This window comes from Geodermatophilus sp. Leaf369, from assembly GCF_001424455.1.
Lineage (GTDB): Bacteria > Actinomycetota > Actinomycetes > Mycobacteriales > Geodermatophilaceae > Klenkia.
In genome coordinates this window covers 253,333-268,793 of the sequence record NZ_LMQA01000002.1, presented here as the reverse complement: position 1 = coordinate 268,793, position 15,461 = coordinate 253,333, and the positions used below count along the sequence as shown (strand labels likewise).

Annotated in this window: 17 protein-coding genes; 12 read left to right on the top strand and 5 right to left on the bottom strand. The window is 74.0% G+C overall.

Going from position 1 to position 15,461, the window contains the following annotated elements; translation table 11 throughout:
- The 4 genes from ASG36_RS22615 to yaaA all read left to right on the top strand — a co-directional run.
- Window positions 1-921, top strand: a 921-nt coding sequence (locus ASG36_RS22615; protein ID WP_235494822.1) for an HNH endonuclease signature motif containing protein, incomplete at its 5' end; no start/stop codon positions are given.
- Window positions 921-2,003: a spore photoproduct lyase family protein gene (locus tag ASG36_RS10075; protein WP_055764904.1), complete on the top strand. Its 1,083-nt coding sequence runs from the start codon at window positions 921-923 to the stop codon at window positions 2,001-2,003. The genes ASG36_RS22615 and ASG36_RS10075, both read left to right, overlap by 1 nt.
- Before the next feature lie 52 nt (window positions 2,004-2,055).
- Window positions 2,056-3,471 carry an ATP-binding protein gene (locus tag ASG36_RS10070; protein WP_055763410.1) on the top strand — a complete coding sequence of 472 codons (1,416 nt, stop codon included), beginning with the start codon at window positions 2,056-2,058 and terminating at the stop codon, window positions 3,469-3,471.
- Window positions 3,472-3,482: 11 nt separating this feature from the next.
- A complete protein-coding gene (gene yaaA / locus ASG36_RS10065) occupies window positions 3,483-4,226 on the top strand; it encodes a peroxide stress protein YaaA (protein ID WP_055763408.1) in 744 nt (247 codons plus the stop codon).
- Between the two features lie 4 nt (window positions 4,227-4,230).
- Here the strand turns inward: yaaA and ASG36_RS10060 are convergent, their stop codons facing one another.
- Entirely contained in the window at window positions 4,231-5,271 is a 1,041-nt protein-coding gene (locus tag ASG36_RS10060; RefSeq protein ID WP_055763406.1) for an NAD(P)-dependent alcohol dehydrogenase, read from the bottom strand.
- 114 nt (window positions 5,272-5,385) lie between these two features.
- Window positions 5,386-5,874, bottom strand: a complete 489-nt coding sequence (locus ASG36_RS10055; protein WP_055763404.1) for a GNAT family N-acetyltransferase — start codon at window positions 5,872-5,874, stop codon at window positions 5,386-5,388.
- Between the two features lie 48 nt (window positions 5,875-5,922).
- Here ASG36_RS10055 and ASG36_RS10050 point away from each other — a divergent pair, with 48 nt between their 5' ends.
- From ASG36_RS10050 to ASG36_RS10030, 5 genes are all read left to right on the top strand, one after another.
- Window positions 5,923-7,356 (top strand): amidase, encoded by a 1,434-nt coding sequence (locus ASG36_RS10050; RefSeq protein WP_055763402.1) that lies wholly within the window; start codon window positions 5,923-5,925, stop codon window positions 7,354-7,356.
- Window positions 7,357-7,443: 87 nt separating this feature from the next.
- Window positions 7,444-7,827: a response regulator gene (locus ASG36_RS10045; RefSeq protein WP_200944426.1), complete on the top strand. Its 384-nt coding sequence runs from the start codon at window positions 7,444-7,446 to the stop codon at window positions 7,825-7,827.
- Window positions 7,824-8,201 carry a response regulator transcription factor gene (locus ASG36_RS10040; protein WP_055763399.1) on the top strand — a complete coding sequence of 126 codons (378 nt, stop codon included), beginning with the start codon at window positions 7,824-7,826 and terminating at the stop codon, window positions 8,199-8,201. Before ASG36_RS10045 ends, ASG36_RS10040 begins: the two co-directional genes overlap by 4 nt.
- The gene (locus tag ASG36_RS10035) at window positions 8,198-9,976 is read left to right on the top strand and encodes a cell wall metabolism sensor histidine kinase WalK (protein ID WP_055763397.1); all 1,779 of its coding nucleotides are present in this window, start codon (window positions 8,198-8,200) and stop codon (window positions 9,974-9,976) included. The genes ASG36_RS10040 and ASG36_RS10035 overlap by 4 nt, the downstream gene beginning before the upstream one ends.
- Window positions 9,973-10,722 carry a response regulator transcription factor gene (locus ASG36_RS10030; protein ID WP_055763395.1) on the top strand — a complete coding sequence of 250 codons (750 nt, stop codon included), beginning with the start codon at window positions 9,973-9,975 and terminating at the stop codon, window positions 10,720-10,722. Before ASG36_RS10035 ends, ASG36_RS10030 begins: the two co-directional genes overlap by 4 nt.
- Before the next feature lie 7 nt (window positions 10,723-10,729).
- Here the strand turns inward: ASG36_RS10030 and ASG36_RS10025 are convergent, their stop codons facing one another.
- The 3 genes from ASG36_RS10025 to ASG36_RS10015 all read right to left on the bottom strand — a co-directional run bounded on the left by ASG36_RS10025 (window position 10,730) and on the right by ASG36_RS10015 (window position 12,481).
- A complete protein-coding gene (locus tag ASG36_RS10025) occupies window positions 10,730-11,134 on the bottom strand; it encodes a hypothetical protein (protein ID WP_055763393.1) in 405 nt (134 codons plus the stop codon).
- Window positions 11,131-11,778 (bottom strand): signal peptidase I, encoded by a 648-nt coding sequence (locus ASG36_RS10020; protein ID WP_055763391.1) that lies wholly within the window; start codon window positions 11,776-11,778, stop codon window positions 11,131-11,133. Before ASG36_RS10020 ends, ASG36_RS10025 begins: the two co-directional genes overlap by 4 nt.
- A 70-nt stretch (window positions 11,779-11,848) precedes the next feature.
- Window positions 11,849-12,481: a TasA family protein gene (locus ASG36_RS10015; RefSeq protein ID WP_055763388.1), complete on the bottom strand. Its 633-nt coding sequence runs from the start codon at window positions 12,479-12,481 to the stop codon at window positions 11,849-11,851.
- A 195-nt stretch (window positions 12,482-12,676) separates the two neighbouring features.
- On the opposite strand from ASG36_RS10015, the gene ASG36_RS10010 reads away from it, so the two are divergent.
- From ASG36_RS10010 to ASG36_RS10000, 3 genes are read left to right on the top strand one after another with little or no spacing between them, the layout of a single operon-like run.
- Window positions 12,677-14,350 (top strand): alpha-glucosidase, encoded by a 1,674-nt coding sequence (locus ASG36_RS10010; protein WP_055763386.1) that lies wholly within the window; start codon window positions 12,677-12,679, stop codon window positions 14,348-14,350.
- 48 nt (window positions 14,351-14,398) lie between these two features.
- Entirely contained in the window at window positions 14,399-14,887 is a 489-nt protein-coding gene (locus ASG36_RS10005; protein WP_055763385.1) for a hypothetical protein, read from the top strand.
- A gap of 36 nt (window positions 14,888-14,923) precedes the next feature.
- The gene (locus tag ASG36_RS10000; protein ID WP_157498753.1) at window positions 14,924-15,460 is read left to right on the top strand and encodes a hypothetical protein; all 537 of its coding nucleotides are present in this window, start codon (window positions 14,924-14,926) and stop codon (window positions 15,458-15,460) included.
- Window position 15,461 lies beyond the last annotated feature (1 nt).

Sequence of the window (15,461 nt, the reverse complement as noted above, 5' to 3'; positions counted from 1 at the left end):
ACGCTGCCGCACGCGAAGCTGGCGACGGCGGTGAACGCGTTCCGCAACGCCCTGGACCCTGACGGCCCGGAGCCGGACCCGACCGAGGAGCGTCGGTTCACGATGACCCGGCATGCCGACGGCTCCGGGTCCGGGCTGTTCGACCTCGATGCCGTGGGGTTCGAGAAGGTCCAGGGCGTCATCGAGTCGATGGTGCAGGCCGACAGGCCTCTCGGGGACCTGCGGAACCGGGCCCAGCAGCAGGCCGATGCGCTGGTGCAGTGGGCAGACAACACCCTCGCGGCGGGGGACCTGCCGTTCCTGCGGACSRTCAAGCCGCAGGTGATGGTCACCATCGACCTCGAAGACCTCGTGGACCCCGCCACGGGCCACGACACCGCCAGCACCGGCTTCGGCGCCACCATCTCCGCGGCGAGGGCCCGGTGGATCGCCTGCGACTCCGCGGTCACCCGGATCGTGATGGGCCCCGACGGGGTGCCACTCGACGTGGGCCGCACCAAGCGTGTCGTGCCCCCGAAGATCCGCCGGGCCGTGGAGCAACGCGACGGGCACTGCGTGTTCGCCGGCTGCCACGCCCCCACCCACTGGTGCGACGTCCACCATGTTGCTGAGTGGCTCCGCGACGACGGGGACACCTCGCTGGAGAACTCGGCACTGCTCTGCGAACGCCACCACACGAAGGTCCACCACGGGTTCCGCGTCGAACGCGACGACGCAGCTGCTCGGCTGAGCCTCGTCCCGCACCGGGTGCGTCGCAGTGCCCAGCGCGGCTCCAGGTCGACGAGCGAGCCGTCCGGGCGGCGCTACTGTGGCGCGAGGTCCTGCGCTGAGCACGGCTGCGGCGGCCCATCGGGCAGACGTGACGGATCGGTCCCCCTAGCAGGGAAGCAGACCCCCACCCAGCGGGGTTTCCGCTGGTGATGACCACAGCCCCGGCACCCACCCGCGTGTGGACGCCCTCCCGTGTGTTCGTGACCCGCTCCGCCGCCGCCCTCCCGTACGGCCAGCAGGTGCTGGAGCGGGTCCGCGCCGCCGGGGTGCCCGACGTCCAGGTGCTCTCCGGGGACCGGCTGCCCAACCTGCGGGGGGACGGCGACCGGGCCGCGTTCATGGCCGCCAAGGACACGATGGCCGTCGTGGTGGGCGCGCCCTCCAAGCGGAAGCTGCAGCCCATCCCGCCGTCCGCGGACTGGCGCTTCGACCTCGCCGAGGGCTGCCCCGCGCACTGCCAGTACTGCTACCTGGCCGGCTCGCTCACCGGCCCGCCCATCACCCGGGTGTTCGCCGACCTGCCCGACGTCCTCGCCTCGCTCGACGGCTACGTCGGCCGCGGCGAGGTCACCTCCGGCACCCTCGAGCGCGGTCACGAGGGGACGACGTTCGAGGCCTCCTGCTACACCGACCCGCTGGCCATCGAGCACCTCACCGGCGGGCTGGCCACGGCGATCGAGCACTTCGGCACGCACGCCTGGAGCGGGCCGGCCCAGCTGCGCGCCACCACCAAGTTCGACGACGTCGGCCCACTGCTGGACCTCCCGCACCACGGCCGCACCCGGCTGCGCTTCTCGGTCAACGCCGCCACCGTCGCCCGCCGGTTCGAGGGCGCCACCTCACCGGTGCCCGCCCGGATCGCCGCACTGGGCCGGGTCGCCGAGGCCGGCTACCCGGTGGGCCTCACCGTCGCGCCGATCATGCCGGTGGGGGACTGGCGCACCGAGTACGGCGAGCTGTTCGACGCCGTGGCCGCCGTCCTGCCGCGGGGCGCCGACCTGACCGTCGAGTGCATCACCCACCGGTTCACCCCGAACTCCAAGGCCACGCTCACCGACTGGTACCCGCGCACCAGGCTCGAGATGGACGAGGACCTGCGCACCCAGAAGCGCGGCAAGTTCGGCGCCGTCAAGCACGTCTACCCCAAGGACGTCATGGCCGAGCTGCGCACCTGGTTCACCGACGCCGTGGACGCCCGACTCCCCGGGGCCCGGTTCCTGTACTGGACCTGACCTGCGAGAACTCCGGTGACGGAACGGTCCGGGGCCGCTAGCGTGGCCGGGGATGACCACTGCACCGCTGCCCGACCGTCCGTTCGACGTCCCCGCCTTCGCCCGGCAGGTCCAGGAGTTCCTGACCTGGGTGCACGAGACCGGCAGCAGCCGCCGTGACGGCGCGGTCACCGGACGGCTGCTGGCCCACCTCGGCCGCAGCGCCGACGAGGAGACCCGCCCGCCCGTCGTGGCCCGGGAGCTGCCGCCCTTCGAGCAGGTCAACCTGCAGCTGGCCCTGGAGGCCTGGGTGCAGGCCGAGGGCCGCAGCGTCGAGGTCCTCGGCTGGTCGGTGCCGCTGCACCACCAGAGCCCCGACCTCGGTCAGCTGCTCACCGGGGAGAACCTGCCGTACCTGCGCCCCGGGGTGCCCGAGCTCGTCGACTTGCCCTCGGGCCCGGGCCGCACCACCGGCGTCTGGCGCACCGCCGCACTGCTGGTCCGGGACCACCGGGGCGACCACGTGGTCCTGGTCCGCGGACCCGAGCGGCACCAGGAGCCCACGCTGACCGTGGAGGTCGCGGGCCTGCCCGCCGAGACCGCCCAGCAGGTGCTCGGTGAGCTCGACGCACTGCGCAGCGAGCGCAACGTCTACCGCGGCCAGGTGCTCGAGCTCCGTCCGGCGATGGGCGGGTTCGTCGTCGACTTCCCGGTGCTGCCCCGCACCGAGCGCGCCGACGTCGTGCTGCCCGACGCCGTCCTGGAGCGGGTCGAGCGGCACAGCATCGGCATCGCCACGCAGCGCGAGGCACTGCGGGCCGCCGGCCAGCACCTCAAGCGCGGCCTGCTGCTCTACGGCCCGCCCGGCACCGGCAAGACGCACACCACCCGCTACGTCGTGCAGCACGTGCCGGGTGCCACGGTGCTGCTGCTGTCCGGGCGCTCGCTGCACCTCGTCGGCACGGTGACCCAGCTGGCCCGGGACCTCGAGCCGGCCGTCGTCGTGCTGGAGGACGTCGACCTGGTCGCCGAGGACCGCGGACACCAGATGGGCCCGCAGCCGGTGCTGTTCGAGCTGCTGGACGCCATGGACGGGGCGGCCAGCGACGCCGACCTGCTCTTCCTGCTGACCACCAACCGCGCCGAGGCCCTGGAGCACGCACTGGCCGCCCGGCCCGGCCGGGTCGACGTCGCGGTCGAGATCGGCCTGCCGGACGACGACGCCCGGCGCCGGCTGCTGGCGGTCTACAGCCGCGGCTCGGGGCTGCAGGCCGGCCCCGTCGACGTCGACGCGGTGGTCGCCGGCACCGAGGGCGTGACCGCCTCCTTCATCAAGGAGCTGGTCCGGCGCACGGTGCTGGAGGCCCTGCTCGAGGGTGCACCCGGCGGCGCGGTCACCGGGGTGCACCTGCGCCGCGCGCTGGCCGACCTGCTGGACAGCACGCAGGGCGTCACCCGGGCGCTGCTGGGGGTGTCCGCCGAGCCGTAACCTGGCTCCTCGTGCTCGTGCTGCTGCCCCCGTCGGAGACCAAGCACCCCGGTGGGGACGGCCCCCCGCTCGACCTGGCCGCACTGAGCCACCCCGAGCTGGACCCGGTGCGCGAGCAGCTGCTGACCCGGATCGAGACGCTGGCTGCCGACGTCCCGGCGTCCCGGGCAGCGCTCGGCGTGAGCGCCCGGCAGGACGCCGAGATCGCCCGCAACGCCGTCGTCCGCAGCGCAGCGACGATGCCCGCGCTGGACCGGTACACCGGGGTCCTCTACGACGCCCTCGACGTCCGGTCGCTGACCCGAGGACAGCGGGCGAGGGCCGACCGGCGGCTGGCGGTGGGCTCGGCGCTGTTCGGGCTGGTCCACGGCGGGGAGCCGATCCCGGCCTACCGGCTCTCGGCCGGGTCGCAGCTGCCCGGGACGCCCACCCTGCGCGCACTCTGGAAGCCGGTGCTGGGCCCGGTGCTGGCCGGCACCGGCGAGCTCGTGGTGGACCTGCGGTCAGGCGGCTACGCCGACCTGGCTCCGGTCGCGGGGGCGGTCACCGTGACCGTGCTGAGCGAGCGGGCCGACGGGACGCGCTCGGTGGTGAGCCACTTCAACAAGGCCCACAAGGGCCGGATCGCCCGGCTCCTGGCGCTCACGAGCGCGGAGCCGGGCGACGTCGTCCGGCTGCGCGCGCTGCTGCGCCGCGCCGGGTTGCACGTGGAACACGACGGCGGGGACGACCTCGTGCTGGTCGTCCCCGCCTAGTCGATCAGAGCCGCGCGGTGTCGATCACGAAGCGGTAGCGGACGTCGGAGCCGACGACGCGCTCGTAGGCCTCGTCGATCTCGTCGCCGCCGATGACCTCGACCTCGGCGCCCAGGTGGTGCTCGGCGCAGAAGTCCAGCATCTCCTGGGTCTCGCGGATGCCACCGATCTTGGAGCCGGCGAGCGAGCGGCGGTTGGTGATGAGCGAGAACGCGGCCTCGGTCATCGGCTGCTCGGGGGCGCCGACCTCGACCAGGGTGCCGTTGACCCGGAGCATGCCCAGGTAGGCGTCGAGGTCCAGGGTGGCCGAGACGGTGTTCACGATCAGGTCGAACTGACCGGCCAGCTTCTCGAAGGTCTCCGGCTCGCTGGTGGCGTAGTAGTGCTCGGCCCCGAAGCGCAGCCCGTCCTCCTGCTTCTTCAGCGACTGGGACAGCACGGTGACCTCGGCGCCCAGGGCAGCCGCGATCTTGACGCCCATGTGGCCGAGCCCGCCGAGGCCGACGATGGCGACCTTCTTGCCGGGGCCCGCACCCCAGTGCTTGAGCGGGGAGTACAGCGTGATGCCGGCGCACAGCAGCGGCGCGGCCTGCTCGAGGGAGATGCCCTCGGGGATGCCGAGCACGTAGTTCTCGTCGACGACGATCTGCTCGGAGTAGCCACCGTCGGTGGGCTTGCCGTCCTGCATGCCGCCGTAGGTGCCGGTCTCGCCCTTGAGGCAGTACTGCTCCTCGCCGGCCTTGCAGTTCTCGCACTCGCGGCAGGAGTCGATGAAGCAGCCGACGCCGACCCGGTCGCCGACCTTGTACTTGGTGACCTCGGCGCCGACCTCGGCCACCGTGCCGGCGATCTCGTGGCCGGGCACCAGCGGGTAGTTCGCGGCACCCCACTCGTCGCGCGCGGTGTGGATGTCGGAGTGGCAGATGCCGGCGAAGGCGATCTCGATGCGGACGTCGTTCGGGCGGACGTCGCGGCGCTCGATGGTGGTGCGCTCGAACGAGCCGTGGGCAGAGGCGGTGGACCGGGCGGTCACGGTGGTGGGCACGTGTGTCTCCTCGGTTCTCAGTACGGGGGAGCGCCGGGATCCGGGGACCCAGCAGCGCCCACCCCACCTACCCGGGGACGGATGGATTGCACACGATGCATGTGGGGAGCTGCGTCACAGTGCCCTCTCGAACCAGGCGATGTCGACGTAGCGGCCGAACTTCCGGCCGGTCTCGCTGAACGTGCCGACGTGCTGGAAGCCGAACGACCGGTGCAGTGCCTCCGACGCCGGGTTCGGCTGGGCGACGACGGCCAGCACCCGGTGCACGTCCTCGGCGGCGAGCCGGGTGAACAGCTCGGCGTACAGCGCCCGGCCCAGCCCCCGGCCCACGGCGTCCGGGGCCAGGTAGACGCTGCTCTCCACCGTGGTGTCGTAGGCAGCCCGGGGACGGAACGAGCTGCTGGACGCGAACCCGACGACCGCGCCCTTGACCTCGGCGACCAGCGCCTGATGGCGGCCCCCGGTGTGCTGGGCCAGCCAGAGCAACCGGTCGGCAGCCGTCGGGGGGACGACGTCGAACGTGGCCACCGAGTGCAGCACGTGGTGGTCGTAGACGGCACTGATGGCGGTGGCGTCGGCCTCGGTGGCAGGGCGCACGGTCATCGGAGAAGTCTCTCACCGCTGAGGCACTTCAGCCGCTACGGTCGCCGGGTGACCGACGAGCTGTGCACCCGTCCCGCCACCGAGCTGGCCGCGCTGGTCCGGGACCGGGAGGTCAGCGCCCGCGAGCTGCTCGAGGCCCACCTCGCCCGGATCGACCGCTACGACGGCCCGGACGGCGTCAACGCGATCGTCACCCGGGACGACGAGGCCGCCCGCGCCGCCGCCGACGAGGCCGATGCCGTGCTGGCCCGCGGCGAGGTGGTCGGCCCGCTGCACGGTGTCCCGGTCGCGCACAAGGACACCCACCAGACCGGCGGCATGCGGACGACGTGGGGCTCCCCGCTGCACCGGGACACCGTGCCGGCCCGGGACGAGCTGGTGGTCGCCCGGCTGAAGGCGGCCGGGGCGATCCGGGTCGGCAAGACCAACGTGCCGGAGTTCGCGGCCGGGTCGCACACCTTCAACACCCTCTTCGGCGCCACCCACAACCCCTACCGGCGGGGACTGTCCGCCGGAGGGTCCTCCGGCGGGGCCGCCGCCGCGCTGGCCGCGGGCTTCGTGCCGCTGGCCGAGGGCAGCGACATGGGCGGCTCGCTGCGCAACCCGGCCGCGTTCGGCAACGTCGTCGGCCTGCGGCCCACCCCGGGTCGGGTGCCCTCGCACCCCACCGCGATCGGCTGGTCGCAGTTGTCGGTGCAGGGCCCGATGGCCCGCACCGTGGGCGACGTCGCGCTGGGGCTGTCGGTGCTGGCCGGCGCCGACCCGCGGGTGCCGATCTCGCTGACCGACCCGGCCGCGGCCTTCGCCGCCCCGCTGCCCACCGAGCTGACCGGGCTGCGGATCGCCTGGACGCCCGACCTGGGGGGCCGGGTGCCGGTCGACCCGGCGATCACCGAGGTGCTGATGGCCCAGCTGGGCGTCTTCCGCGACCTCGGGGCCACCGTCGAGGAGGACTGCCCCGACCTGACGGGCGCCGACGAGGCGTTCGGGGTGCTGCGGGCCTGGCTGTTCGAGGCCTCCTTCGGCGACGCCGTGCGGCGTGCCCCCGACCAGGTCAAGGACACCATCAAGTGGAACGCCTCGGTCGGGGCCGCCCTCACGGGGGCCGACGTCGGCCGGGCCGAGGTGGCGCACACGAAGCTGTACGAGCGGGTGGTCGAGTTCTTCACCCGCTACGACGTGCTGCTGGCCCCGGTCACCCAGGTGCTGCCCTTCCCGGTCGAGCAGGAGTACCCGACGTCGGTCGCCGGCGTGGAGTTCGAGGACTACCTGGGCTGGATGCGCTCCTGCACGCTGATCAGCGCCACCGGCTGCCCGGCGCTGAGCGTCCCGGGCGGGTTCACCCCCGACGGCCTGCCCGTCGGGCTCCAGGTGATCGCCGCACCGCGCGCCGACCGGCGGGTGCTCGAGGTCGGCCACGCCTTCGAGCAGGCCACCGGGCACGGGCTGCGTCGTCCCGACCTGACCCCGTTCGCCCACTGAGCCCCCCGGGGGGCGCCGGTCACCCGTTCGGGTGAACGCCGGTGGGTCCTCCTCCTCCCGGGGTGCCCGGGTGTCGTTGTCGAGAGGGTGACCACCGCACCCCTGCCCCTCCCGCCGGTGCACGTGCTGGTGGTCGACGACGAGGCCGACCAGGGCGAGCTGCTGTGCACCCACCTGCGCCGGGCCGGCTGCACCACCCAGCGGGTGGACAGCGCCGAGCGCGCCCTCCAGCTGCCCGTCGAGCCCGTCCCCGACCTCGTGGTCGTGGACCTGCTGCTACCCGGCCTCGACGGGTGGGGGCTGAGCCGGGCCCTGGCCGACCGCTGGCCGCACACCCCCGTCGCGGTCTGCTCGGTCGTCGACAGCCAGGACTACCCGGCCGCGACCACCCCGCTGCCCAAGCCGTTCACCGGCTCCGACGTCCGGGACCTGCTCAGCCGGCTGCTGCCGGGCAGGAACGGCGCGGCGTGAGCCCCCGGGTGCTCATCGCCGACGACGAGAGCGACATCCGGGCCCTGGTGGAGATCGCGGTGCGCCGGGCGGGGGCCCAGGTCCTGGACTCCCTCCCCGACGGGACGGCGGCCCTGGCCGCAGCCGGTCGTGACCTGCCGGACCTGGTCGTGCTCGACGTGGGCATGCCCGGACTGGACGGCCTGCAGGTGTGCACCGCCCTGCGCGCCGACACCCGTACCGCCGACGTCCCCGTGCTGCTCCTGTCGGCCGGCGCCTCACCCGCCGACGTCGAACGCGGACTGGCCGCGGGCGCCGACACCTACCTGCTCAAGCCCTTCCGGGTCAGCGAGCTGGCCGACCGGATCCGCGAGCTCACCGGGGACCCGCGGTGAGCACCGCGACGGCGACCCCGGTCGAACCCGGTGCCGGCCCGTGGGCCCGCTGGGAGAACGAGCACCGCTCGGTCGCCCTGCGCAACCTGCCCTTCCCGGTGTTGTACGCCTGCGCCCTCCTCGTGCTGGCCACGCCGGCCGCCGACGCCACGGACCCGCGGTTGGTGCTGCTGTCCGCGGCACTGGTGGCCGCAGCCCTCGTGCTGACGGGCGTCGCCTCCGCCCGCACGCTGCCCCCGGGTGCGGCGGCTCTGGTGCCGCTGCTCGAGCTGGCCGCCGTGGGCCCGCTGCGGGCGACCACCGGCGGTGGCGCCTCCCTGTTCACCGCCCTGGTCATCCCGCCGGTGATCGCGCTGGCCGTCGACCGACGCCGGCGCGGCGTGGCGGTCGCGGTGCTGGCCACGGCCGCGGTGCTGGTCGTGCCCCAGTGGCTGGGCGGGATGGTCACCACCGTGCCGGACCTCGTCCGGGCGGTCTTCACCCCCGCTGCGCTGGGGGTCGCCGCGCTGACGGTCAACGAGCTCTACCGCCGGCTCAGCGACAGGCTGGAGACGGTCGGCGAGCTGCAGGAGCAGCAGACCGACCTGCTGGCACAGGTCGAGATGCGGGCGGCCGAGCTGGAGCTGCTGTCCCGCCGGCTGGCCGGGGCCAACGAGACGCTGGGCAGCGTCATCGACGCGGTCACCGAGCAGGCGATCGTGTCCTGCGACCTGGCCGGCGTGGTCCGGGTGTGGAACCCGGGCGCGGAGAAGATGCTCGGGGCCCAGCGCGGTGACGTCGTCCGCCGGCGGTCCGTCACCTCGCTGCACCTGCCCGCCGAGCTGGAGGCCGCCCGGACGGCCCACCCCGACGGGGCCCACCTGTCCTCGTTCGACGCCCTCGTCGCCGGGGCCGCCACGCACGGCAGCGAGGTCCGTGACTGGACCTGGGTGCGCGAGGACGGCAGCGAGCTGACCGTCGAGCTCGCCGTCACCCCGCGCCGGGACGGCAGTGGCGCCCTGGCCGGCTACACCCTGGTGGCCACCGACATGACCGCGGCCCGCGCGGCGGACCGGTTGCGCGATGAGTTCACCAGCCTGATCTCCCACGAGCTGCGCACCCCGCTGAGCTCGATCCTGGGCTACCTGGAGCTCGTCCTGGACGACCCCGACGAGGTGCTCACCGACGAGCAGCGGCAGTACCTGGCCACCGTGGACCGCAACGCCCACCGCCTGCTGCGGCTGGTCGGAGACCTGCTCTTCACCGCCCAGGTCGAGGCCGGCCGGTTCACCCTGCGCTCGGCCGAGGTCGACCTGAGCGCCGTCGTGCGCGCCGCCGTCGACACCTCCCGGGTCGCCGCCACCGCCGCCGGGGTGACCCTCGAGACCGACGTGCTGCCCGGGCTGGTCATCACCGGCGACGCCGACCGGCTCGGCCAGGTCTGCGACAACCTGCTCTCCAACGCGGTCAAGTTCACCCCCCGTGGCGGGCGGGTCCGCATCGCCCTGGACACCTACCGCCGGGCCGACGGCCCGGTCGCCGCGCTGACCGTCGCCGACACCGGCATCGGGGTGCCCGCCGACGAGCAGGGCGCCCTGTTCACCCGCTTCTTCCGGGCCTCCACGGCCCGCCGGCACGCCGTGTCCGGCGTGGGACTCGGGCTGACCATCACCCAGGCCATCACCACCGCACACGGAGGCACCATGGACCTGCAGAGCGAGCCCGGTCGGGGGACGACGTTCACCGTCGTGCTGCCCGTCGTCGGGACACCCGCCACCGCCGGGACCCGCCGGTGACCGCCGGCTCGGTCCTGGTCGTGGAGGACACCACCGAGATCCGCGACCTGCTGGTCACCGTGCTGGAGCGGGCCGGGCTGCACGTGCGGGCCGTCGGCACCGGGCGGGAGGCGCTGGCCGCGCTGGCCGAGTCGCTGCCCGACGTCGTCGTCCTGGACCTGGGCCTGCCCGACGTCGACGGCGTCGAGCTGTGCCGCCGGATCCGCGCCGAGCACCCCTGCTGGGTGCTCATGCTCACCGCCCGGGTCGAGGAGGTGGACCTCCTGGTCGGGCTCGCCGTGGGTGCCGACGGGTACATGACCAAGCCGTTCTCGCCCCGCGAGCTGGTCGCCCGGGTGCAGGCGTTCCTGCGCCGTCCGGCGACGGTGGCCGGGGCGCTGGCCGGTGCGCCGGCGGTGGCCGCGGGGAGCCGGGTCGACGCCGTGCACGCACCCGTCCCCGAGCGCGGGCCCATCGTGCTGGCCGACCTCGCCCTGGACGAGGACACCCGCGAGGTGTGGGTGGCCGGCAGCGAGGTCTCGCTGACCCGCACCGAGTTCGACCTGCTGATGGCCCTGGTCACCCGGCCGGGCAAGGTGCTGCAGCGCGAGACGCTGCTGCGCGAGGTCTGGCAGAGCGACTGGGAGGGCAGCCTGCGCCTCGTGGAGGCGCACATGTCCAACCTGCGCCGCAAGCTCAGCGGTGCCGGCCTGGTCGAGCCCAGCATCCGCACCGTGCGGGGCGTGGGTTACCGACTCGTCGGCTGACCCCTGCTCAGCAGGTGAAGGACCCCACGGTGACCGAGGCCGTCCAGCCGTAGTCGGTGACGGCGACGATCACCACCGAGTGGCTGCCGCCGGTCTTGGGGGCGGTGTAGCTCCCCGAGGTGCTGGTCCGCCCGGTGATCGTCGCCCGCGTGGTGCCGTTGTCGACCAACCGGTAAGAGGTCACCCGGGCCGTCGTGCTGGCGGTCCAGGTGAGGGAGACCGTGCTACCGGTCGCCGGGCAGCCGTTGGTCGTGCCCTTCTGGTTCGTGACGCCGGCGACCGTCGCGGTGCCGACCGTGGTGCTCCCGGTCTCGGCGTCGGTGAACGCCGCGCTGGCGGTGCCCCCGGTGCCCACCACGACGGCGGCACAGAGCAGCGCGGACACCAGCCCACGCCCCGCCCAGCCGATCACGCGGGCACCCGCTCGCCGTCGTCGCCCTCGGCTGCGTCGTCGGTGGGCTCCTCGTCGGCGGGCCGCCAGATGCCGAGCAACGCCCAGCCGACCAGCACCGCCGGGACGACCCACACCAGCGTCTGGGTGAGCACCGGCGAGCGCAGCAGCGCGATGGCACTGCCCAGGTGCGGCACGACCGCACGGACCTGCCAGGCGGTGTCGCCGTCGAGGGTGGCCTGCCAGGGGTCCAGGCCGTCGTTGGCGTCGCCCTGGGTCTGGATCGTCGTGGTCCCGTCCACCGCGCGGTCGACGCTGACGACCCGGTGGCTGACCACCCGGCGGTCGCCGATCGGGATCGCGTAGGTGATCACCATCCCGGGCTCCACCTCGGCGACCGGGATGGGCAGTGCGACGACGACGTCGCCGGGCTCGATGCCCGGGGCCATGCTCGCGGTCAGCATCGTCACCGTGCGGTAGCCCAGCAGGTGCGGGCCGGCGGCGAGGAAGCAGAACGCCAGGACCGCGACGAGCACGACCAGGTCGGCCAGACCGCGGCCGGCCGCGCGGGCCACCCGCGGGAGGAGCGGCGCCCCGGCCGGGAGCCCGGTGGACGTCGGGACGGGCTGCGGCAGCAGGGCCGGAGCGGGCAGGACGGCGGTCATCGGGGGCTCCTCTCGGGTGGGTGCGGCAGGGGCGGGGCGGACGGCGGTCGGTACCGCCGTCCGCCGGGGGTCAGCGGTTGGTGCCGGCGCGCTGGGTCCCGGTGAAGGCCAGCTGGAGCGTGGAGGACTTGCCCTGGAACGCGTTGTCCGCGGCCTGGGGCAGGGTCATCACCACGAGCAGGTTGTCCGTGGCGCCGGCGGCCAGCGCGCGGGGAGCGGTCAGCGGGACCGCACTGCCCACCACGGCGCGGGAGGCCACCAGGGTGCTCTCGGTCCCGGCGCAGGTGTAGGTGTAGGCGGGGGCGGTGCCGCCCTCGGTGTAGGGGACCGAGCAGGAACGCACCGCCAGCTGCAGGCCGTTGGTGACGTCGGTGTCCAGGATGCTGGAGGTCGTCGCGGTCGTGGTGAGCGCGATCGAGGCCAGCGCCTGGTCGCCGTTGTTGGTCAGCGTCACCGCCCGGGAGATCGTGTCTCCGGGGACGATGTTGGCGGCGGTGACCGAGAGCCGGTTCGCCGCGGAGTTCGCCGTCCCCAGCGCGATGGCCACGGTGCCGGAGTTGACCGTCTCGCTGGCGCTCGTGCTGCTGGTGAACGTGCCGAAGGTGCCCATGCCCGCCACGGCGGCGGCGGCGCCGACCACCCCGGCGGAGACCAGCAGCTTGCGGACGGTGCCCCGGGCGGTCGAGCGGCGGGTGGTGGCCATGGTCGTGGGTCCTCCTGGTGCAGGGCGCCGGGTGGATCCCGGTGCTCGTCGGTGTCAGGAGCGACTCTGCCGACGGTTCCGCAAGCCCACCGCCCTACGAACCTCAAGAGTTCCGCAAGATCGAGTGTGGCCGATCCGGTCGTGCACCACCGATGCCGGGTGTCGCGGCGCCCGGGGTTCCCCGAGGATGTCCCGGTGACCTCACCGAACCCGGCCTGGTGGACCTCCGCTGTCGTCTACCAGGTCTACCCCCGCTCGTTCGCCGACTCCGACGGCGACGGCATCGGGGACCTGCCCGGGGTGCGCTCGAAGCTGGACCACCTCGCCGACCTGGGCGTCGACGTCCTCTGGTTGTCCCCGGTGTACCGCTCGCCGCAGGACGACAACGGCTACGACATCAGCGACTACCGCGACATCGACCCCGCGTTCGGCACCCTGGCGGACTTCGACGGGCTGCTGGCCGACGCGCACGCCCGGGGCATCAAGATCGTGATGGACCTGGTGGTCAACCACACCAGCGACGAGCACCCGTGGTTCGTGGAGTCCCGCTCCAGCACGGTGAGCCCCAAGCGCGACTGGTACTGGTGGCGCGACACCCGGGAGGGCCCGGCCGGGCCCGAGCCGACCGACTGGGAGTCCTACTTCTCCGGTCCCACCTGGGAGCACGACCCCACCACCGACCAGTGGTACCTGCACCTGTTCAGCCGCAAGCAGCCCGACCTGAACTGGGAGAACCCCGAGGTCAGGGCTGCGGTGCACGAGATGATGGGCTGGTGGCTGGACCGCGGGGTCGACGGCTTCCGGATGGACGTCATCAACATGATCAGCAAGGACGTCGGACCGGACGACGCCCTGCGCGACGGCACCGACGGGTTCCTCTTCGGGCCGCGGCTGCACGAGTTCCTCGCCGAGATGCACCGCGAGGTGTTCGCCGGCCGGGACGCCGACCTGATCACCGTCGGGGAGATGCCCGGCGTGACCGTCGAGCAGGCCCGGCTGGTCACCGACCCGGCCCGTGCCGAGCTGGACATGGTCTTCCAGTTCGAGCACGTCGGGCTGGACCACGACGGCGACAAGTGGCACGCCCGGCCGCTGCGGCTCACCGACCTCAAGGCCTCGTTCGGCCGCTGGCAGGCCGGGCTGGCCGACGTCGGCTGGAACTCCCTCTACTGGGACAACCACGACCAGCCCCGTGCCGTCAGCCGGTTCGGCGACGACTCCCCGGCCCACCGCCGGGACGCGGCGACCTGCCTGGCCACGCTGCTCCACGGGCACCGCGGGACGCCCTACGTCTACCAGGGCGAGGAGCTGGGGATGGCGAACTCGACGTGGGGGAGCATCCGGGACTTCCGGGACATCGAGACGCTGAACCACTTCGCCGAGGCCACCGCAGCCGGCGCCGACCCCGACGACGTGCTGGCCACCCTGCGGCCGGCCAGCCGGGACAACGCCCGCACCCCGGTGCAGTGGGACGACACCGAGCACGCCGGCTTCACCACCGGGACCCCGTGGATCGCGGTCAACCCCGACCACGTCGAGTGGAACGCCGCCGCCCAGCGCGACGACCCGCACTCGGTGCTGGCCCACCACCGGTCGCTCATCGCGCTGCGGCACGCCTCGCGCACCGTGCAGCTGGGCGACTTCGAGATGCTGCTGCCCGACCACGAGGACGTGTACGCCTACACCCGCAGCCTGGACGGCGAGACCCTGCTGGTGGTCTGCAACGTGTCGGGCACCCCGTACGCGCTCGCCGAGCTCCTGCCCGAGGCCGTCGGCGCCGAGCTGGTGCTGGGCAACCGGGAGCACCTCCCCGACCACGACGACGCCGTCCTCGGGCCCTGGGACGCACGGGTGCTGCGGCTCACCTGACCCCGGCCCGCGCGAGCAGCGAGCTGCACCAGGGACCAGGATCAGGAGATGGAGCAGCAGCCGTGGGGTCAGCAGCCGTGGGGTGCGCAGCCCTGGGGCCCGCCGCCGCGCCGTCCCAGCGCCGTGCCCCTGCTGGTGCTGGGCCTGATGACCGCCGCGTTCGGGCTGCTCGGGACGGTCCTCCCGACCTACCGCTACTCCGACGGCCTGGGCTCGTTCGCCCCGCTCTACCAGGACTTCAACGACCAGACGACGTTCCAGGCCACCGGCCTGGTGCTGTTCGTCGGCGTCGCCGCGCTGCTCACCGGCGCCCTGCTCGTCCGGTCCCGCACGGCCGTCGGGGCCGGTCTGCTGATGCTGGGCGCCGGGGTCTTCGTGGACCGCGGCGGCGGCCAGCTCCTGGCGTTCGCCCAGTCGCTGGTCGACGGCGGCACGGGCACCGCGGTAGGCGGGGTGTTCCTGGTGCTGGCCGCGCTCTCGGCCGGAGCCACCGCCGTCCTCTGCCTGGTCACGCTGGGCCGCGCCGTCCGCGCCTGAGCCCGCGTCGGCGGTCCGTGGGCCAGGATGTGCCGCGTGAGCCAACCGTCGTACGGGCCGGGACAGCAGCCGTGGGGTCAGCCGCAGCAGCCGTGGGGGCAGCCTGCCTGGGGGCCGCCGCCCACCAGGCCGGGGTCGCCGCTGCAGGTGCCGCTGCTGGTGCTCGGGCTGGTCGCGGGCGTCCTCGGGCTGCTGGGGTCGTTCCTGCCGACCTTCTCCTTCCCCGGGGAGGTCACCTACAGCCCGCTCTCGCAGGGGTTCGGAGAGGGTGACAGCCAGTTCCTGGCCGCCGGCCTGGCGCTCCTGGCCGGCGTGGCGCTGCTGGTGGCCGGCGCGCTCCTGACCCGACCCCGGCCCGCGCTCGGCACCGGTCTCCTGGTCCTCGGGGCGGGCCTGGTCGCCGACCGCGGGCTCGGCCAGCTCCTCACGTTCCTGCAGGCCCTGGTCACCGGCGGCACCGTCGGCACCACCGCGGTGGGCGGCGTGCTGCTGATGCTGGCCGGGGTCGTCGCCGTCGTGGTCGCGGTGCTGGGGGTCCTCGCCCTCACCCGGCTCGCCCGGCCCCAGCGCTGAC